General features: G+C 69.2%; 18 protein-coding genes. 14 read left to right on the forward strand and 4 right to left on the reverse strand.

Features of this window, described 5'->3' with window-relative positions; translation table 11 throughout:
- Window positions 1-55: 55 nt before the first annotated feature.
- Window positions 56-610, forward strand: a complete 555-nt coding sequence (locus tag ABH935_RS42080) for a cysteine dioxygenase family protein (RefSeq protein WP_370383668.1) — start codon at window positions 56-58, stop codon at window positions 608-610.
- 134 nt (window positions 611-744) lie between these two features.
- On the opposite strand, the gene ABH935_RS42085 is transcribed toward ABH935_RS42080, so the two are convergent.
- On the reverse strand, window positions 745-2,175 hold the full coding sequence (locus ABH935_RS42085) for an aromatic amino acid lyase (protein WP_370383589.1): 1,431 nt from the start codon (window positions 2,173-2,175) through the stop codon (window positions 745-747).
- Window positions 2,176-2,385: 210 nt separating this feature from the next.
- On the opposite strand from ABH935_RS42085, the gene ABH935_RS42090 reads away from it, so the two are divergent.
- The 5 genes from ABH935_RS42090 to ABH935_RS42110 all read left to right on the forward strand — a co-directional run bounded on the left by ABH935_RS42090 (window position 2,386) and on the right by ABH935_RS42110 (window position 6,688).
- Window positions 2,386-3,105, forward strand: a complete 720-nt coding sequence (locus tag ABH935_RS42090; RefSeq protein ID WP_370383590.1) for an IclR family transcriptional regulator — start codon at window positions 2,386-2,388, stop codon at window positions 3,103-3,105.
- Window positions 3,102-4,244 (forward strand): ABC transporter ATP-binding protein, encoded by a 1,143-nt coding sequence (locus ABH935_RS42095; RefSeq protein WP_370383591.1) that lies wholly within the window; start codon window positions 3,102-3,104, stop codon window positions 4,242-4,244. The genes ABH935_RS42090 and ABH935_RS42095 overlap by 4 nt, the downstream gene beginning before the upstream one ends.
- Window positions 4,241-4,891 carry an ABC transporter permease gene (locus ABH935_RS42100; protein WP_370383592.1) on the forward strand — a complete coding sequence of 217 codons (651 nt, stop codon included), beginning with the start codon at window positions 4,241-4,243 and terminating at the stop codon, window positions 4,889-4,891. Before ABH935_RS42095 ends, ABH935_RS42100 begins: the two co-directional genes overlap by 4 nt.
- Entirely contained in the window at window positions 4,888-5,658 is a 771-nt protein-coding gene (locus ABH935_RS42105) for an ABC transporter permease (RefSeq protein WP_370383593.1), read from the forward strand. The genes ABH935_RS42100 and ABH935_RS42105 overlap by 4 nt, the downstream gene beginning before the upstream one ends.
- Window positions 5,659-5,764: 106 nt before the next feature.
- Window positions 5,765-6,688 carry an ABC transporter substrate-binding protein gene (locus ABH935_RS42110; protein WP_370383594.1) on the forward strand — a complete coding sequence of 308 codons (924 nt, stop codon included), beginning with the start codon at window positions 5,765-5,767 and terminating at the stop codon, window positions 6,686-6,688.
- A 48-nt stretch (window positions 6,689-6,736) separates the two neighbouring features.
- Here the strand turns inward: ABH935_RS42110 and ABH935_RS42115 are convergent, their stop codons facing one another.
- From ABH935_RS42115 to ABH935_RS42125, 3 genes are all read right to left on the reverse strand, one after another.
- Window positions 6,737-7,576 (reverse strand): ROK family protein, encoded by an 840-nt coding sequence (locus ABH935_RS42115; protein WP_370383595.1) that lies wholly within the window; start codon window positions 7,574-7,576, stop codon window positions 6,737-6,739.
- Window positions 7,577-7,837: 261 nt separating this feature from the next.
- The gene (locus ABH935_RS42120) at window positions 7,838-8,812 is read right to left on the reverse strand and encodes a prolyl oligopeptidase family serine peptidase (RefSeq protein ID WP_370383596.1); all 975 of its coding nucleotides are present in this window, start codon (window positions 8,810-8,812) and stop codon (window positions 7,838-7,840) included.
- A 246-nt stretch (window positions 8,813-9,058) separates the two neighbouring features.
- Window positions 9,059-9,973 carry a hypothetical protein gene (locus ABH935_RS42125; RefSeq protein WP_370383597.1) on the reverse strand — a complete coding sequence of 305 codons (915 nt, stop codon included), beginning with the start codon at window positions 9,971-9,973 and terminating at the stop codon, window positions 9,059-9,061.
- Between the two features lie 521 nt (window positions 9,974-10,494).
- Here ABH935_RS42125 and ABH935_RS42130 point away from each other — a divergent pair.
- From ABH935_RS42130 to ABH935_RS42165, 8 genes are all read left to right on the forward strand, one after another.
- On the forward strand, window positions 10,495-11,031 hold the full coding sequence (locus ABH935_RS42130; protein WP_370383598.1) for a hypothetical protein: 537 nt from the start codon (window positions 10,495-10,497) through the stop codon (window positions 11,029-11,031).
- A gap of 450 nt (window positions 11,032-11,481) precedes the next feature.
- Window positions 11,482-12,555, forward strand: a complete 1,074-nt coding sequence (locus tag ABH935_RS42135) for a LuxR C-terminal-related transcriptional regulator (RefSeq protein ID WP_370383599.1) — start codon at window positions 11,482-11,484, stop codon at window positions 12,553-12,555.
- Between the two features lie 197 nt (window positions 12,556-12,752).
- Entirely contained in the window at window positions 12,753-13,850 is a 1,098-nt protein-coding gene (locus tag ABH935_RS42140; protein WP_370383600.1) for a glycosyltransferase, read from the forward strand.
- Between the two features lie 122 nt (window positions 13,851-13,972).
- The gene (locus ABH935_RS42145) at window positions 13,973-14,308 is read left to right on the forward strand and encodes a PadR family transcriptional regulator (RefSeq protein WP_370383601.1); all 336 of its coding nucleotides are present in this window, start codon (window positions 13,973-13,975) and stop codon (window positions 14,306-14,308) included.
- Entirely contained in the window at window positions 14,305-14,838 is a 534-nt protein-coding gene (locus tag ABH935_RS42150; RefSeq protein ID WP_370383602.1) for a hypothetical protein, read from the forward strand. Before ABH935_RS42145 ends, ABH935_RS42150 begins: the two co-directional genes overlap by 4 nt.
- Window positions 14,787-15,419 (forward strand): GntR family transcriptional regulator, encoded by a 633-nt coding sequence (locus tag ABH935_RS42155; protein ID WP_370383603.1) that lies wholly within the window; start codon window positions 14,787-14,789, stop codon window positions 15,417-15,419. The genes ABH935_RS42150 and ABH935_RS42155 overlap by 52 nt, the downstream gene beginning before the upstream one ends.
- A gap of 104 nt (window positions 15,420-15,523) precedes the next feature.
- Complete coding sequence (locus tag ABH935_RS42160; protein ID WP_370383604.1) at window positions 15,524-16,579, forward strand: AraC family transcriptional regulator; 1,056 nt, start codon at window positions 15,524-15,526, stop codon at window positions 16,577-16,579.
- A gap of 157 nt (window positions 16,580-16,736) precedes the next feature.
- On the forward strand, window positions 16,737-18,095 hold the full coding sequence (locus ABH935_RS42165; protein ID WP_370383605.1) for an aminomethyl transferase family protein: 1,359 nt from the start codon (window positions 16,737-16,739) through the stop codon (window positions 18,093-18,095).
- The last annotated feature ends 51 nt before the right edge of the window (window positions 18,096-18,146 follow it).

Here is an 18,146-nt window from a genome sequence, read left to right on the forward strand (position 1 = left end):
ATCGCTGCCCGCGCAGGTCGCCCCCCACGAGGGTGAGGCGGGGGGCTCGTCGCACATGTTCGCCGCGGTGCCGGCCCGGTCGGCGGAGCGGCTGGACGGCATCCGTCCCACCTTGTCGCTCGACGCGTTGCCGAACCGCGACCTGAATCGCCGCGAACTCCTCGAACTCACGAGTTCCATCGCCGCCGACCAGTCCACGTGGCGCCCCCATGTCGCCTACAGCGACAACGAGCGGCACTACGTCTCGCTGCACCGCGACACGCACGTCGACGTGTGGGTGTTGTGCTGGACGCCCCAGAACGACACCGGTTGGCACGACCACGACAGCTCGTCGGGAGCCGTCGCGGTCGTCGAGGGACAGCTCACAGAACACAATCTCGCGGTGGGTGCGCCGAGCCTGCAGACGGACATCGTGGCGGGTCACGTCTTCTCGTTCGGTCCCGAGCACATCCATCGGCTGACCGGCACTGCCGTCGGGAGCGTCTCCATCCACGCCTACTCACCACCCCTGTGGCGGATGGGCCAGTATTCGATCAGCAGCACCGGGGTACTGCGCCGGACGTCGGTCTCCTACGCCGATGAACTCCGTCCTGTCGGCGACATGGTGTGAGGTCCGGGCTCGACGGGACCTGCGAGCTCCACCGCGCGGCTCCAGGTCCCTGTCAGCACCTGGATATCTACGAGCGATACGCCCGGCGCCGTCCGGGCCGCACGCGAAAGCCGCAGGCGGCGCGAGCTCGCCGGTCAGAGGATCTGCGCCAACGCGGGCAGCAGCCCCTCCGCGAGTTCGATGTCGGGGCTCAGGTCACGATCGGCGAGGCTGTCCGGCAGCTTCTCGCACACAGACAGTGCCTGACAGAGGCCGTCACTGCCTGGTGAGATGCCGCGCGACCGCACTGCGCGCACCGCCGCCACCAGTTCACAGGCAAGCAGTATCCGCAGGTTGCCGACCGCGCCCAGCGCCTGGCGGGCGGCCAGCGAGGCGAAGCTGGCGTCCTCCTCCACTCCTTGGGACAGGACCACCGTCTGCAGGCCGGCCGGCGTCGCGGCCGCCCGCAGATCGCCGAGGGCGCCGGAACCGACGTACTCAAGCACCATCACGCCGGACGCGCCGGGCGTCCCGTCGCCGAGGAAGGCGGGCAGGCCGGTGAAGTCGGGGTCGACCAGCGTCGCCAGCCGGGCCAGAACGAGTTTGGCCGACTGCGCGGCGGTGATGACGGCGGTGTCGACCGCCGTGGTCAGGTAAGCGGCGTGGAAGCCGCCGTGGTGGGCGATCTCGCCGCGGTCGTCCGGTCCCGGCAGGACGACCGGGTTCTCCGACGGCGCGTTGGCCATGCGGGAGACGACATCGTCGAGGTGCGCGAAGGCGTCCAGGGCCGGCCCGAGTGTTTGCGGAAGCGTGCGGAGTCCGAACGGGTCCTGGATCCTCGCGGCGGGTGCCGCCCCGGCGGTCAGCGAGCGCATCCAGCCGCAGACCCGCCGTGCGCCCTCGAAGGGGGTGACCCGCTCCACCACCGGGGCGAACGCCTCGGGATTGCCGTCGACGGCGAGATAGGTCAGAGCCGCGATGACGACGCTGGCACGGGCCAGAATCTGCAAGTCGGTGCAGGCCAGGGCCGCGTCACCGATCGCCGCGGCATTGCTGCTGATGAACGGCAGCGAGTCGTGGGCGCCGAACACGATCCGGGACGGCAGCGGCCGGGTCGTCGGCGCGTCGCCGATCAAGGCCAGCGCGGTGGTCGCGAGCGCTGTGAGATCGCCGGTGCCGATGCTGCCGTGCTCGCGCACCTCGGGCAGCGCGTCGGCGGCGATCATCGCCGCCAGGCCCTCCACCACGGCCTCGGACGCGCCGCTGCCTCCCGCCGCTAGCTGGTTGAGGCGGACGACGAGCATCGCGCGGACGCGTTCGGCCGCCCGCAGCGAACCCGCTGAAGTCGCATGGCTGCGCAGCAGTGATCGGGCATGGGCGGCCCCGTCGGTGACACCGATGCCGCGGTTGGCTCCGACACCGGTGGTCAAGCCGTAGACCGGGCGTTCGCCGGCGACGCGCTCGGCGAACCGGTGCGCTCGGCCGACTTCGGCACGCGCGTCGGCGCTCAGCGTCACGACGTCGCGGAGGTGGGCGGCGTCGTAAATTTCGGCGCACGTCAGATGCGCGCCGTCGATAAGGATCAAGGGGACTCCTGCCTTGTTTTCCAACTATTGAGATATCAGCGGTGCCGAATATCTCGATCAGTCCGTTCAATCCCTCGATTACAGCCAGATGACAGGCTGATTCGATCGCTTCAGGGCCTTCCGCCGCTGGTGACAAGTGTGCCACCGTATCACCTCACGGCAGCGAGCTTTCATTCAATGAAAGTCGAGCGCATCGGATTCGAGGGGCCAATGACTGTGGAGAAGACCCGGACTTCCTCGGCCCCCTCCGCGACCCGAACGGTCGAGCGTGCGCTCGGGCTGCTGGCCGAGGTGTGTGCCGAGGGCGCGATCAGTCTGACCGACTGCGCGCGCCGGGCGGACCTGTCCCCGAGCACCGCACTGCGACTTCTCCGCACCCTGGAGAGTGCCGACTTCGTCGCCCGGGACGCACAGGGCTACTTCCGGGCCGGGCCGCGGCTGATCCAGCTGGGCGCCACCGCGCTCGGGCGTGAGTCGCTGGTCGGGATCGCCGAACCGTCACTGCAGCGGATCGTCGCCGCCAGCGGGGAGTCGGCGTATATCAGCATCCTGGGCCCCGGTGACACCGCGCTCTACGTCGGGATGGTGGAGGGCACCCACGCGGTCCGGCACACCAGCTGGGTGGGGCGCACGGTCCCGCTGGAGGGCACAGCGGTCGGCGTGGCCCTGCGCGGCGTGGTGCCGGAGCTCGGCTACGTGGTGCGGCGATCGAGTGTCGAATCCGATGTCACCGCGATCGCGGCGCCGATCCGGCGGCCCGGCGGGATCGCCGGCGCGGTGAGCCTCGTCGGGCCCGACTACCGGATAGACGAGCAGAAGACGCGTGCGTTCGGCGAAATCGTGAGACACGAGGCGCACGCCATCGCCGAACAGTTGGGGGCGACAGGGCGGCAGTCGAGTCGCGATCACATGGAGGTGGCAACAGGATGATTCGGTTCGAGTCTGTGTCCAAGAGATATCCGGACGGAACGGTGGCGGTCGACGAGCTCGACATCATCGCCCCGTCAGCTCAGATCACGGTGTTCGTGGGCCCTTCCGGCTGCGGCAAGACGACGTCGCTGCGGATGATCAATCGGATGATCGAGCCCACGTCCGGAAAGATCTGGCTCGACGACCAGGACACCGGGACGCTCTCGCCGGCTCAGCTCCGGCGCGGCATCGGTTATGTGATCCAGCATGCCGGACTGTTTCCGCATCGGACGGTGCTGGACAACGTCGCCACCGTGCCGTTGCTGCTCGGACAGAACCGTCGCGAGGCGCGCGGCCGGGCGATGGAAGTGCTCGAACGGGTCGGCCTGGACTCCAAGTTCGCCAAGCGCTATCCGGGACAGCTCTCGGGAGGTCAACAGCAGCGCGTGGGCGTCGCCCGGGCGCTGGCGGCCGACCCGCCGGTCATGCTGATGGACGAGCCGTTCAGCGCCGTCGACCCCGTCGTCCGTGCCCAGCTGCAAGATGAGTTCCTCCGGCTCCAGGGAGATCTCGGCAAGACGATCGTCTTCGTCACCCATGACATCGACGAGGCCGTCAAACTCGGCGACCAGATCGCGGTGATGCGGACCGGTGGCAAGCTCGCCCAACTCGCGTCGCCGGTGGAGCTGCTCAATCGTCCGGCCGACGCCTTCGTGGCCGGCTTCGTCGGCCGGGACCGCGGCTATCGGGCACTCGGCTTCGAGCCGTCCGGCGAGCTGCCCACGCGGAGCGAGCCGACGGTCCTGCTCGGCAGCGAGGCCGGCGGCGTCGGGTCGACCGCGCAGGACGGCTGGGTGCTGGTGGTGGACGACACGAACACGCCGCAAGGCTGGCTGTCGCTTGCCACGGCCTCGACTGGCCAGATCACTCCAGAGCTGCTGCACCGTGGCGGCACACTGGCCACCCAGGGCGGGTCCCTGCGTGCGGCGCTCGACGCAGCGCTGTCCTCGCCGTCCGGACGCGGCGTCATCGTCGACGAGGACGGCCGCCTGCTCGGCTCGGTGACCGCCGCTCAAGTGGTCGAGCGGATAGAGGCGCTCGCGGCGTCGCGGCGGAATGCCGCCGCTGCGCCCTCTTCGGCAGCGGAGGCGGCCGGATGATATTCGGTTATCTGAGCGATCACCGCGCGGAGATCACGACCTGGCTGGAGTACCACGCCTGGCTGTCGGCACTACCTGTCCTCCTGGGCCTGCTCATCTCGCTGCCGTTGGGTTGGCTCGCCTGCCGCTACCGGTGGCTCTACGGGCCGCTCGTCACCATCGCGGGACTGACCTACACGATTCCCTCCATCGCGCTGTTCGTCGTCCTGCCGGGGCTGATAGGCACCAAGGTGCTCGACCCGGTCAACGTCGCGATCGCGCTGACCATCTACACCGTGGCGTTGCTGGTGCGCGTCGTCGCCGACGGGTTGAGCGCGGTACCCGACGACGTCGCCCAGGCGGCCACCGCGATGGGATTCCAGCGTCTGCAACGGGTGATCTCGGTCGAGCTGCCGATCGCGCTGCCGGTCATCGCGGCCGGCCTGCGGGTCGCGGCCGTCTCGAACGTCAGCATGGTCGCCGTCGCCTCGACCATCGGCGTCCCCGAGCTCGGCCAGCTGTTCACCAACGGCTTCCAACTCAGCTACTTCACGCCGATCATCCTCGGCATCGTGCTCTGCGTCCTTCTCGCGCTGACGTTCGACACGGTGATCGTGCTGGCCACCAGAGCGCTCACGCCTTGGCGCCGGGCGGTGAAGACATCATGATCCACGACATCCTCACGTTCCTGACGACCTCCGCGAACTGGCACGGTCCGGACGGCGTCCCGGCCCGGCTCAGCGAGCACGCCGAATACTCGGTGATCGCGCTCGTGATCGCCACCCTGATCGCGCTGCCGCTCGGCCTGGTGATCGGCCACACCGGCAGGGGGACCGCGTTCGTGTCGGGGATCGCCAACTCCCTGCGGGCGCTGCCGACGATCGGCCTGCTCATCTTCTTCGTGGTGCTCATCTCGCCGCACATCCACGGCAAGGGCGACGCCGCCTATCTCATCCCGACCGAGATCGTCCTGGTGCTGCTGGCCGTCCCGTCGATTCTCAGCAACACCTACGCGGGTGTGCAGAACGTCGACCCGGCGGTCCGGGACGCCGCGAAGGGGATGGGCATGACCGGCATCCAGGTGCTGTTCAAGGTGGAACTGCCATGTGCGCTGCAGCTGATCATCTCCGGTATACGCAGCGCGACGCTGCAGGTGGTCGCCACCGCGACGATCGCCGCGTACGTCTCGCTCGGCGGATTCGGCCGCTTCGTCTTCGACGGCCTGTCGCAGCAGGACTACGCGCAGATGGCTTCCGGGGCGCTGCTCGTCGCAGTGCTCGCCGTCGCGGCGGACCTCGGGCTGGCTCTTCTGCAGCGCGCCGTCGTCTCGCGCGGGATCGCCGGGCGATACGCCAAGAGCGGTTCCCGGCGGTTCAGCGGCCCCGCCAACGCGCCGGGCGCCGAACTCACTGAGGCGGAGTTCGCCCGGATCTGACCTCCGCATCGGACTTTCGCCCTCGCCGAGGGCGGAGGGAACCACGGCCCCATCTGGTTCCCGGCCGAAGTACTGACAGAACGCATTCGGAATCAGGAGAGAACCAATGAGAGGCAACAGAACGCTTTTCGGTGTGGCCCTCGCCGCCGCGGCGGTCGCCGTCACAGCCTGCGGCAGCGGCAATCCCACGAAGCCCAGTACCGCGGGAAACACCACGCCTGCGCAGACCGACACGATCGTCGTCGGCTCGGCCAACTTCCAGGAGAGCGTGGCGCTCGCCGACATCTACGCCGAGGCGCTGAAGGCCAAGGGCGTCAAGGTGTCGACCAAGCTGAACATCGGCAGCCGGGAAACGTACATCCCCGCGCTGAAGGACGGATCCATCGACCTGCTGCCCGAGTACAGCGGAGTCCTGCTGCAGTACTTCGACACCAAAGCGACCGCGGTGAGCTCCACCGACGTGTACGCGGCGCTGCAGACGGCGGTGCCCACCGGGCTGGAGGTCCTGGACCAGTCCAAGGCGGAGGACAAGGACGCCATCGTCGTCAGCAAGGACGTGGCTGCGAAGTACCACCTGACGTCCATCGCCGACCTGGCAGCCGTCGCAAGCCGGCTGACGCTCGGCGGGCCCCCCGAGTTCAAGACGCGTCCGGACGGCGTCCCCGGCCTGAAGGCGAACTACGGCGTCACGTTCGGGAACTACAAGACCCTCGACGCCGGCGGCCCGCTCACGGTGAACGCGTTGAAGAACGGGCAGATCGACGCCGGCGACATCTTCACCACGGACCCGTCGATCACCCAGAACGGCTTCGTCGTCCTGGACGACCCGAAGTTCGACTTCTCCGCTCAGAACGTGCTCCCGCTGATCAACAAGTCCAAGGCGAGCGACACCGTCAAGGGCGCCCTGAACGCGGTGTCGGCCAAGCTCGACACCAAGACCCTGATCGACCTGCTCACCAAGGTCGTCACGGACAAGCAGGACCCGGACGCCGTCGCGAAGGCCTGGCTGACGTCGGTCGGCTTGGCATGACGGTGACCGCGGACGGGCCAGGCGCCGCGGTGCCTGGCCCGCCTCGTCTCACCCCGTGTAGCGCATCGCCGGCCCGAACACCTGGTCCCGCGCGGTTTCCAGCCCGGTCATCAGCGCACCGGTCAGCATCGCGTTCTCCGGCAGAGCCGTCATCGCGACGCGCGGGCGCAGCGGGGACAGGCGGGTGATCTCTCGCTCGACGAGGGTTGCGAAGCCGGAGCCGGCAGCCCGGGCGACCGTGCCGCTCAGGACTATGAAGCCCGGGTCGAGGACCGCGCACACCGCCGCCGCGCCGACCGACACCCGGTGCGCCAGCGCCTCCAGGAACTCCTCGTTCTGCGCGGCCACCGCCGCCGCGACGGTCGCCGATTCCGGCGAGGCGCCTGCGACGCGGCCGAACCCGCCGGTGCCGCCGGCACCGGAATCACCGCCCCCGACCACCACCCCCAAAGAGCGCCCCAGCTCCACCACGGCCTCCCCGCCCGCCAGCGCCTGGAAGCCGCCGGGCCGCGCCTCGCGGTGCCGCGCGAACGTCCCGAACGGGGCCCCCGGCACCGGCAGGTAGCCGATCTCGCCGGCGCCGCCGGAGGCGCCGCGGTGCAGTTCGCCCCCGAGCACGACCGCCAGGCCCACGCCCTCGCTCAGGTCCAGCAGCACGAACGAGTGCTCGCCCTGCGCCGCGCCGAGCCGGTGCTCCGCGACGGCGCGCAGGTTCACCTCGTTCTCGAACACGACCGGGTGGCCCCACTCCGCGCGCAGCCGCGCCGCCAGGCCCTCATGCCACTCCGGCTGCCCCCAGACGTACACCGGGTCGCCGGTCGCCGGGTCCACGATGCCACCGGTGCCGATGACCGCGGAGTGCAGCGCCTCGACACCGGCCCCCGCCATCACCCCCGCCACCAGGCGCCGCGCGGCGCGAGGGTGTGTCCAGCCCCGGCCCGCGCCCACGGGGCGTGACAGGTCACCACGCCACAGGCCGGGCAGGACAGCCGCCACCGGTATCCAACACGACGTCCTCGACCACGGCGTCCTTCAAACCCAGCAGCCGGGCCCATACAATCCTGTTTTGCGCGCCGTGCTTCAGATCAGCCGTTTTGAACCTTAGACAGTCCAAAACCCTAGATCGGGGTGAGTGCCCCTAGCGCGTGGTCACATGTGGAAGATGTGGTCGAGGAACGCGAGTGTCGGCTTCCACTGGGTGCGCATGAACGCCGGGTCCTCGTGGCCCGAGCCTGGCAGCACCGTGAGCGTCGCCGCCGTCCCCGCTTTCGTCAGGGCCGTCAGTAGGTCGCGCGAGTGCTGTACCGGCACCACGCAGTCGGCGTCGCCGTGCGCGATGCGGAACGGCGGGATCGAGCCCGGCTTCGCGCTTGCGATGTACGGGAACGGGTCTTCGGCCGCGGTGTGCGAGCCGGGCAGGTCGGTCAGCTCGCTGGCCCCGAAGTCGTCGACCACCGCCTGCACCGCGGCGGAGACGTCCGCGTGGCCCAGGCGCGGGTCGTCGAAGACGGTGCGCCGGCCGGCTGTGACGGCCAGGATCAGCGCCGAGTAGCCGCCGGCTGAATCGCCCCAGGCCGCGAACCGGTCCGGGTCCAGGCGCAGACGCTGCGCGTTGGCGCGCAGGAACCGCACGGCGGCCTTGGCGTCCTGGGCGGCCGCCACCGGGTCCTGGGTCAGCCGGTAGTTCACCGCCGCCACCGCGTAGCCCTTGGCCAGCAACTCGGCGAGGTCGGGCACCTGCACCTCGACGATGTCGCGGCACGGGCCCGGTGCCGGCGCCTTGACCGACGGCCCGGCGAATCCGGTGATCTGGGTCTTGTCGCCGGTATGCCAGCCACCGCCGTGGATCCAGATCAGCAGCGGCGCCGGGTGCGCCCCGGCCGCGGGCAGGTATAGGTCCAGCTGCTCCGCGGGGTCGAACGCGGCATAGGGCAAGTCGGGCAGCGTCGAGGCCGACGGGCCGACCGTAGGCAGCGCGCTCGCACTGGTACTGGCGGCGGTCGTGCCATGCGCGGCGGGGGACGCCGTGGGAGAGGAGCACGCCCCGGCGAGCAGCACGGCGGCGGCCGCGAAGGCGGTGCGCGCCCGTCGACGCGCCACGGCGGGAGAGGCGAACACGCTCATACCGGGATCCTCAGAGCTCGTACACGCCAGCTGAGACGGCAGAAGCCTAGTACTCCAGCAGGGGTTTGGTGTTTCCGCCGGTGACGGGGCCCGTGCTGATTGTAGTGCGGGGTCTGTGTCCGTTGTCGGCGTTCACGGTGCGGCGGCGGTAGTGGCAGGTCTGAGCCACGGCCTGCCGTCGACATCGCCAGGAGGTATCACCGTCGGAGCACTGTGGCTCGTTAGAAATCTCAGCTTGGAGATCGGCTATCGCGTTCGTCGGCCACGAGACTTGGATGGGAGTGGCGAGGTTCGACCGATCTTGCGCCACCCGGCAAGCACCTCGGGAACGTTGTCGTTGCGGGCGATGAGCCAGCGAGCCATGAGCCTGGTAGACGGGTCGGGCGCCTCAATCGCCCAGCTGCGCAGACTCTCACGGTCCAAGAAGAGGCGTGCATTGTCTGCGTGGCCTGCGTACTCGGAGAGGCCCTGCACCGAGAGGATGCCTGGGGCGTAGGCGGCGCCAGCGTACATGGCTGCCCCGGCGACAACGCCCGCAGGGTCTTCGTTGTTCTCATCGGCCACAGAGTTAAACAGCGCGATCAGTTTCGCCTCCGACGGCTTGACGACGATATCCTGTTCGTTGCGCAAGAGTTGGTGATACCGCGCCCCGAGCTCTTCCGGTCGCGCATAAGCGAAGTGATCGACTTCGTCGGCGTGGCCGAACGTCAGCGTCGACACGCCTGGCTGTATGGGCGACGGGTGAACATCTACCCGTGTAGTTCGCCGAAATCCGCCGACTCTGATGGTCTGCTCGCGCCGCTGCCCTGCCCGATGCTCGTCACCGAGCCGCGCATTCGGAGACGACAGGTGTGGGCATACGTGAGCTGCGTAGACGGCACAGATTTCATGGACGGGCGCTTCGCCAAAACCCATCTCGTCGTGGCGGTCGAACTCCTCTCCGAAGAAGGACAAAACCTGCCATCTGAGCTCATCGCCGAACGGCATACCGCACACAGCACACCAGTCGAAGACCGCGAGTGCGAGCTTGCGCCGTTCGTTAATCGCCCCGAAGTCGACGCCCTTCGGGCCCCGGCCCACAGTAGCGATCATCGGGTACCCACGCTCGTCCCTGGTGAGGTGAGCCATGCGGCGTGGGAGTTGCACTTCGCCGGGTTTCATACCCAAATCATCTCAGGCGTCGCGCTGAAGCGACGGTCGCTCACTGCCCTCAGCCGCCGTTGGACGCGGTAGCCACGGCCCCAGGTCTGACTCATTGGCCGACTTCTGCCCAGAACAGGCGTCCCGAGGTCTTCCGCCGACCCCGCCGTTCTAGCGCTGTCTCTTGGCCACCCCGTGGGTCTTATCGCTGAGGCCCGCGGCCCGAAGGTTCGCCGCCTCCGAACGGTAGCGGCTCCTTCTCTTCCAGATCAGGGTGCGCTTCAGGAGTCTCCGGCGGTCGGACCCATCCAGCGCCCCATGATCGGGTTCATACGCGCGTAGCCGATGATGTAGCGGGAGACAAAGCGAAACAGGGGGTTGCAGAGTCCGGGCCGGCGGAGGCCTTGGTTGCGCCGACGTCTTCACGGCGCGAGGTCGGAGCGCCGCTCAGCGCCCAATCGGCGCGCGGTCAGACCAAGCCGATACCGTGAGGCTTTCAGCGCCGGCCCCGCAGGGGCGACGTCTCCGTGGGGGTTGAGAGTATGGCCGTCTTCGCTACGTACTGCCAGGTGTGCGGTCTGCCGGTGCAGCAGGACCACTACGTTCCGGCCGAGGTCGGCGACTATTTCCACATCTGGCGCGGCGACGGCGGCGACGCGTGCGACCCGATCGTCGCCTTCGGGGGCGAACACGGGTGGCTGCGCGACGCGCTGGGGTTGCGGATCGACGGCGACGCACTCCTGATGCCGACCGTCTCAGGGATCGTGCACGACGGTGACCTGGAAGGTCAGGGGGGACCGCTCTTCAGCGCCGACCTGTTCGACGGGGAAGGTGACGACCGGATGGCGCTGCACGCCGCGTGCTGGCGGCTGGCGGGCGAGCCGGCGTCCTGGGCGCCGCTGGCGCATCTGCGCGACCTGCCGGAGGCCGAGGACCGCTATCGGCAGCAGCTGTTCGACTTCGAGTCCTTCGTCGGGGACGGCCACGGCTGGATGCTTGTGGACCCCGAGTCCGAGACACCGGACGGCCTGCGCAACCAGCGGCGGATCCTGGCGCTTGTCGAGGCCGCGGCCGAGTAGTTGCGCGAGCACCACCAGCCTCTCATCCCACAGGAGCAGGCGGGCGTCCTGCGTTTCCGGATCGAGGCGGACACGGCTCGACACGCCAGCGCAGACCCCGATCGTGCCACACGATCACCCGCGGCCAGGCGGGTTTGGCCAAGCCTCTGACCAGGACAGCCGCACTCTCGAAAGCCGAGCCCAAGAAGCTGCGCTACCGGGTGCTGCACACCGTCGCCCAGATCATCCGCGGCGGACGACGGAGCTGCCTGCGCATCGCCGAACATCGGGTCTCTTCGCGAGGATCTTGCGCCGCGCCTCATCCAGGGCACCAAGTCGCAGGACTCAACAAGGTTTGAGCTGCGAGATCCGTGCCGTGGGCTGGACGCATGGACGGTCTTGTGAGCGCCGAGGCCCGCTTCACCGCTGTTCGCGCCCGCACGGGATCGTTCGGAATCGTAGGATCCGCACATGGCGTACTCGACTGCCGCGCGTGCCAGAACCACGATCGAGCGGTTGGCGGGGGCGAGTGTGTCCGGTGTCGAGTTCCAATGGTCCGTTGTGGACGCGCTGCGCCGGATCGTCGGCTTCGGCTCGATGTGCTGGACCAGCGTTGATCCCGCTACGTGGCTGCCGTCCTGGGCCATTTCTGACAATCCGGTGGTCGGGCGGCACCAGCGGTTGCTGCACCGGTCGTGGCCCACGTCGCGCGACCTCACGACGCTGGCCGAGCGCGGGTTCACCGCGACGAGCGTGAGTACCGGTGGCGACCTGGCCCGCGATCGGTACTGGTCGGAGATCGCCGGTCCCGCCGGGCTGGGCGACAGCCTGTCTCTCGCGCTCACCGCCGGGGGTGCCTATTGGGGCATGCTCCACCTCTACCGCGAGCGCTCTGATCCGCATTTCACGACGGAGGACGCCCTCGCCGTGGGACAGAGTGTCCCGGTCTTGGCGCGCAGGCTGCGCGGCGCCGCGCTCGAATCCGCCGGCGCACCCCCGAGCGGTGACGAACTGGGCACGATCGTGGTCGACCACGATCGCCATCTCATCGCGTCCACGCCGGCCGCGGATCGCTGGCTCTCGCGGCTGCCGCGCCCCGTTCCGGGCGGCGACCCTCTTCCCGGCTTCCTCTACGCACTGGTCGAACGCGTCACGCCCGGTGACCTCAACCGTGCCACGCCGGATCGCCGGTCACCTCGACTGCGCATCCGCGCGACGGACGGCACCTGGCTGCTGCTGTGTGCCGCCCCGCTGTCGCAGTCGACGGCCTTGGGGCACGGGGCCGTCGCGGTCACGATCGAGCCGGCTCGTCGAGGCGATCTCCAGCAGCTGATCATGCGCGCTCACCAGCTCTCCGACCGGGAGCGCGAGGTCGCCGCCCTGGTCGTGACCGGGCTGACGAACCAGGACATCGGCGAGGCCCTGTTCATCACCCGCTACACGGTGGCGGACCACCTCAAGGCGATCTACGGCAAGGTCGGCGTCTCCTCACGCGGCGCGCTCGCCGCCGCGCTGTCCGGCACTGCCGACGATCCCACAGCTTAGGGATATCCCCGCGATCCTGCGCCCGGCATGGTGGCTTCCATGGCGGAAGGTGCGCGGGCATCGCAGCGCGCGAAACTGCGACGCGCCGCCATCGAGCAGCAGGACGAGTGGTTCCCTTCGCCCGTATCTCAGAACTCGTACCTCAGAACTCGTATCTCAGAATTCAACAACCGCAGAACAGGTAGTGAGTGGTTCTTATGCGTATCCTCTTCAGCGCTGTTCCCGTCGCCGGGCACGTGCTGCCTCTGACGCCGATGGCCGCCGCGGCCGCCGCCGACGGTCACGAGGTCGCCATCCTGACGTCCGGTGACCTCAAAGGGCTGCTGGCGCCGTTCGAGGTGCTGGCCGCCGGGCCGTCCATGGAGGTCAGTGCCGCGGAGACGGTCAAGCGGCTCGGCAGGCGCTGGGCCGGAGTGGGGCCTGAGGCGGCGGAGATGTTCGCCGGCACCCGCGTCGACCTGACCTTCGACGAGGCGTTCATGCGCGCGGACGAGTTCGGCCCCGGGCTCATCGTCTGCGACGCGCTGGACTACGTCGGACCCGCGGTCGCGGCCAGGCTGAAGGTTCCGTGGGCGGTCCACGGAATCGCCGGCGGTATGCCTCCCCAGTTTGCGCAGGCCCTCGACGAGCGGTACGCGTCCCAGCTCGCGCAGCGCGGGCTGACCGGGACCCCTCGGCTGGCGTACGTCGATCCGTATCCGGACCTGCTGCACGGCGACGGCGCGCCGCTGGCGCAGGACCGCTTGCCGGTCCGGATCATGCCGTACGACCGCGCCGACGCGGTCTACGAGTCCCCGGTGTTCGATCGGCCCGGTCCCCGGGTTCTGATCACACTGGGCACGACGTTCCAGGACCGCGACATGGAACGGGAGTTCGTTCGATCGGTGGCGGAGGCCGGCTTCAACGTCCTGGTCACCGGATCGGCGGACGATGAGACCGCCCAGGCACCGAACGTTCGTCATGTGGGATTCGTACCGCTGGCGCGCATCCTTCCCGAAGCCGACCTGGTGGTGTCGGCGGGCGGCACCGGGACCGTGCTCAGCACGCTCGCTTCCGGATCGCCCATGGTGATCCGCCCGGTCGCCGCCGACCATCCCATCAACGCCGCCCGGGCCGAGAAGTTGGGCGCGGCCCGAGTCATCACCGACCCTGCCGACGCCGGAGCCGCGGCGCAGGAAGTTCTGGATAACCCGACCTTCCCGCAGGCAGCACAAGCAGTTCGGGAGCACAACCAGGCCTTGCCATCCCCGGCGGAGATCCTGCGCACTCTGGTGGCACTGAGCGAAGCGGGCTAAAAGGGGCGTTTGGTTTACTCGAAGCGCGGCGCCGACACGGACGGCCAGGCGCGCGAAACACCGTCTCGACCAGGTTTTTCAGGATCTCGACAGAGGGTTATCAGAGCTCTACATTACGTAATATGGGAGCGCGACGCCTGCGCCTGACCGCCACGGCACTAGATGTCCTCAGTCTCCTGGCCGCCGCTGCACCGGACGGCCCCGAATGGGGCCTGTCCATCTGCAAGAAGACCGGCTACGGGACCGGAACCGTGTACCCGGTGTTGGAACGCCTGCTGGACGGTGGCCTGATCTCGGCGTTCTGGGAGGAGCCGCAGCCTGCTGATCGGCCTCGGCGGCGCTATTTCGAGGTGACGCACTGTGGGCTGGCCGCTTTGCGGGCAGAGTGGGACGAGCGGCGTCGACGGAAGCTCCTGTGGGCCCCGGTGCCAGGCGGCGCTGTAGGAGACGTCCCGTGAGCGCCGCGGCGTCCGGGCAACGCGTTCGGCCGAAGGAAGAGGTGCTTCTGCCTTTCCCGTTCTTCGACATCCCCGGCTGGTTCTTCTCCTCCGCGAAGCGGCCGCGGCGTAGGCCGTGGACGGCGCGCCGGCTGTTCGCGCTGGCTGGACGCATCGCCGGCGCCAGGCGTGCCAGCCTTCGCTCCGACTGGTCGGCCGTGCTCGCGGAACTGCCGCCGCACGAAGCGGTGCGTGCCTCGGCGGGGATGGTCGTCGCCGCGCTGCGGCTGCGCGCCGCCGATGTGGCACAGCGGTGCTGGAGGCCGGCGGATCGGGTGCTGGCGTCACGGACGCTGTCGAACATGGTCGTCGCCGCGCCCACGGCCGCCGTGATGTGGATCCTCTTCCGGCACAGCGGCGAGATCGGCGTGCTCGTCAACGCCGAGGCGATCGCGGTAGTCGGTGCGACCTTCCGAGGGCTGATCGTGCTGGGACGCTGGTGGCGAGACGTCGCGCCGCCGGAGCGGGAAGCGCAACGTCGGCGCGGGTAGAAAACCGGCACGGTGCCGTACTGAACCGCCGCTGCGCATGCAGTTCCCGGCTCAAGGCCGGTCCGCTGTGCGAGCGGTTCGGCGTCAGCTTGTCCGTCGTGCGGGAGGCGCTGACGCGCCTGTCCGAGCAGCGCCTGGTCCGCTCCGAACCTCAGCTCGGTTTCTCCGTCCCGCCGCTGGACCGGGCCGGCCTGGAGGACCTGACCGCGGTCCGGGTCGAGATCGAGACCCTCGCCCTTCGCTGGGCCATCGAGCCCGGCGACCAGAACGGGATCTCCGAAGCCTGGTCGGATGCCCACTCCGCGTTCCACACCGCACTCGCGTCCGGCTGCGGAAGCCCCTTGCTGATGGAATTGCGCTGCGGGCCCTACGACTCCGCCGCGATCTACCGGCGGTGGGCCCGGCCGGGAGCGGTGCGGGAAGAACGCGACGTGCACAAGGAGCACACCGACATCGCGGACGCGGCGATCGCCCGCGATGTCGGGCTCGCGACCAGCCTGCTGGAAGCCCACATCCGGCAAACCACGAAGACCTTGCTGACGAGCGACTTGATGAACTCGATGAACTCCACCCCCGACTAGCCGGCGAGCGTCGCGGGTACACGGAACAAGGCATGTGCCGGCGTGCATGGCGGATGGTGGATGGCAGCCTGTGCGTGCCAGCGGAAGATCGGGAGGAGAGCGGAATGCTCGACCACGACAGCGCCGTCGCCCCACGGGAAACATCAGAAAGCTATTACGACGGGCCACTGCGCGCCTACGAGCGCTATCGCACCAAGGACCCCGTCCAGGCATCGCGCCTGTCGGCGACCCTACTGTCCGCGAGTCAGCTGGTCGTGCGCGACCACGACCACCGGTTCGAGGCCACCTGCCGCGCCGTCCAGGCCCATTCCGCCTCACTGGTGTACCTCACCTACGGCACCGACGTCATCGTGGACCGGGTCCGTCCCGCCCACCACGACTATCTGGCGATCCTGCTCCCCCTCCACGGCGGGCTCCACCTCCGTCACCAAGGCCGCGAATTCGACGTCCAGGCTGGCGAAACGGCGGGCGTCACCTGCTCGCGCGACACCATGCACGCGGAGTTCGATGCCCAGGCGTCGGTCCTCACGCTGTGCGTCGACGTGCACGCGACTGAGCTCGCCCTCGGGAACCTGCTCCTGGAACCGCCGCCCACAGACCTCCGCGTCCAGGCGGGCCCGGTCACCGGCCCGGCTCGCAGGTCGCTGACGGGGACAGCCGAACTGCTGGCGGCCAGCTATGACGGGAAGGATCCGGGGTCCCCGCTCCCGCCCGTGGTCATGCGCCGCATAGAGGAGCAGATCCTGTTCACCGTGCTGCTCTCCGTCAACCACAACTACCGGGCTGCGCTGCTGGGAGAGGCGGCACGACCGAATCGGCGCACCGTCCGTGAGGCGATCGACCTAGTCTCTGCCGAAGAGGAAGCCACCTGGACGATCCCCGAGCTCGCCGGTGCGGTGGGCGTTTCGGTCCGGGCGCTCGAATTGGGCTTTCGAAAGGAACTGGGCAAGACCCCGCGGGAGTTCGTCCGGGAGCAGCGGCTGCTGCGCGCCCACGAGGAGTTACTGCGCGCCCATTCCGGCGACGGAACCACCGTCACCGGGGTCGCGAGCCGCTGGGGTTTCTGGCACGCCGGCCGGTTCGCGACACGGTACGTCGAGCGGTTCGGTGTCCGTCCCGCCATGACCCTGCGATCCGGGGCCTCCACCGCGGTTCGCTGACCGGCACCTCGTCTTCGGCCGGTTGCTGCGGTTGCCGCGGTTGCCGCAGTTCGCCAACTGGCACTCTTGCCTTCGGCCAGCGACTCGGCCGGACATGAAGCCGCTCGTAACGTCTCTTCCCAGGCACAGGCACACGCCGGCGTGGAAGGGACGAGACATGGCTGTCGAAAGCCTTGAGGACAAGATCAACCAGGCCGGCGGGGCGCTCCAGATGTTGCGCAGCGCGCACTCCGGCGCCCACCCATTCCCCATCCCGCCGCAGTTCACGACGTGGCAGGACGAGCAGAAGTCCTGGCACGAGACCGCCGTGGTGTTCGAGATGCGCCACATGACCGACGTCTACTTCGAAGGCCCCGACGTGCGCCGGCTGCTCAGCGACGTGGCAGTCAACAGCTTCGCCGCCTTCGGCCCGATGAAGGCCAAGCAGCTCGTCGTGGCCAACGACGCAGGCCAGTACGTCGGCGACGCGATCCTGTTCGGGCTCGGCGAGGAGAAGGCCGCCCTCGTGGGCGGCCCCGCCGCCGCGAACTGGGTCTCCTTCCAGGCCGAGCGGGGCGGCTACGACGTCGCGATCACCCGTGACGAAAACGCTCTGGTCAACAAAGGGGAACGCCTCGTCTTCCGCTACCAGGTGCAGGGCCCGCGCGCCCTCGACATCGTCACGGCCGCACACGGTGCGCCGCTTCCGCGGATCAAGTTCTTCACCATCGGCGCCTTCGACATCGCCGGAACCCCGGTCCACGCGCTCAACCACACCATGGTCGGCATCCCCGGACAGGAGACGACCGGGCTGGAGATCTTCGGGCCCGTGGAGTCCGGGCCTCGGGTCCTGGAAGCGCTGCTGGCGGCCGGGGAGCAGTACGGGCTGCGGCAAGGCGGGGCGATCGCGTACTCCACCACGGCGCTGGAGTCAGGATGGCTCGGCCTTGTGGTGCCCGGCATCTACGCCGGCGGCGCCACCAAGGCATACCGCGAGTGGCTGCCGGCGAAGGGATTCGAGGCCGGCGCCTCCCTCGGCGGAAGCTTCGCCTCCGACGACATCGACGACTACGTTCCCACGCCCTACGACCTGGGCTACGCGAACATCATCAAGTTCGACCACGATTTCATCGGCGCGGACGCACTGCGCCGGATCAAGGCCGAACCCCATCGTCGCAAGGTCTGGCTGCGGTGGAACCGCGAGGACGTCACCCGGCTCCTCGGGGACACCTTGTACGCGCCCGAACAAGCGCGGCCCAGGTACCTGGAAATCCCGTACGCCGTCTACGCCACCTACCAATACGACGCGATCATGCACGCCGGCCGGGTGGTCGGCATCTCCAACCGCACCGGCTACACCGTCAACGTCGGTGCCTGGTCCTCCCTGTGCATGATCGACGAGGAACTGGCCGTCGACGGCACCGAAGTGACCGTGGTCTGGGGCGACCCCCAGGGCGCCCGCCTGCGTCCCGCCGTCGAATCGCCGCACGCCCTCAGGGAGATCCGGGCCGTCGTGAGCACCCGGCCGCTCGTCTAGCCCCTGGTCGCTGCCCAGCCGCTGGGCGCTCGTCCAACGATCCGTGAAGGA

It is taken from the genome of Catenulispora sp. GAS73, from assembly GCF_041262085.1.
GTDB lineage: Bacteria > Actinomycetota > Actinomycetes > Streptomycetales > Catenulisporaceae > Catenulispora.

Coding starts and splice junctions, on each gene's coding strand:
- ABH935_RS42080 (WP_370383668.1), top strand. CDS start 56: ATGTTCGCCGCGGTGCCGGCCCGGTCGGCGGAGCGGCTGGACGGCATC.
- ABH935_RS42090 (WP_370383590.1), top strand. CDS start 2,386: ATGACTGTGGAGAAGACCCGGACTTCCTCGGCCCCCTCCGCGACCCGA.
- ABH935_RS42095 (WP_370383591.1), top strand. CDS start 3,102: ATGATTCGGTTCGAGTCTGTGTCCAAGAGATATCCGGACGGAACGGTG.
- ABH935_RS42100 (WP_370383592.1), top strand. CDS start 4,241: ATGATATTCGGTTATCTGAGCGATCACCGCGCGGAGATCACGACCTGG.
- ABH935_RS42105 (WP_370383593.1), top strand. CDS start 4,888: ATGATCCACGACATCCTCACGTTCCTGACGACCTCCGCGAACTGGCAC.
- ABH935_RS42110 (WP_370383594.1), top strand. CDS start 5,765: ATGAGAGGCAACAGAACGCTTTTCGGTGTGGCCCTCGCCGCCGCGGCG.
- ABH935_RS42115 (WP_370383595.1), bottom strand. CDS start 7,576: ATGGCGGGGGCCGGTGTCGAGGCGCTGCACTCCGCGGTCATCGGCACC.
- ABH935_RS42120 (WP_370383596.1), bottom strand. CDS start 8,812: ATGAGCGTGTTCGCCTCTCCCGCCGTGGCGCGTCGACGGGCGCGCACC.
- ABH935_RS42125 (WP_370383597.1), bottom strand. CDS start 9,973: ATGAAACCCGGCGAAGTGCAACTCCCACGCCGCATGGCTCACCTCACC.
- ABH935_RS42130 (WP_370383598.1), top strand. CDS start 10,495: ATGGCCGTCTTCGCTACGTACTGCCAGGTGTGCGGTCTGCCGGTGCAG.
- ABH935_RS42135 (WP_370383599.1), top strand. CDS start 11,482: ATGGCGTACTCGACTGCCGCGCGTGCCAGAACCACGATCGAGCGGTTG.
- ABH935_RS42140 (WP_370383600.1), top strand. CDS start 12,753: ATGCGTATCCTCTTCAGCGCTGTTCCCGTCGCCGGGCACGTGCTGCCT.
- ABH935_RS42145 (WP_370383601.1), top strand. CDS start 13,973: ATGGGAGCGCGACGCCTGCGCCTGACCGCCACGGCACTAGATGTCCTC.
- ABH935_RS42160 (WP_370383604.1), top strand. CDS start 15,524: ATGCTCGACCACGACAGCGCCGTCGCCCCACGGGAAACATCAGAAAGC.
- ABH935_RS42165 (WP_370383605.1), top strand. CDS start 16,737: ATGGCTGTCGAAAGCCTTGAGGACAAGATCAACCAGGCCGGCGGGGCG.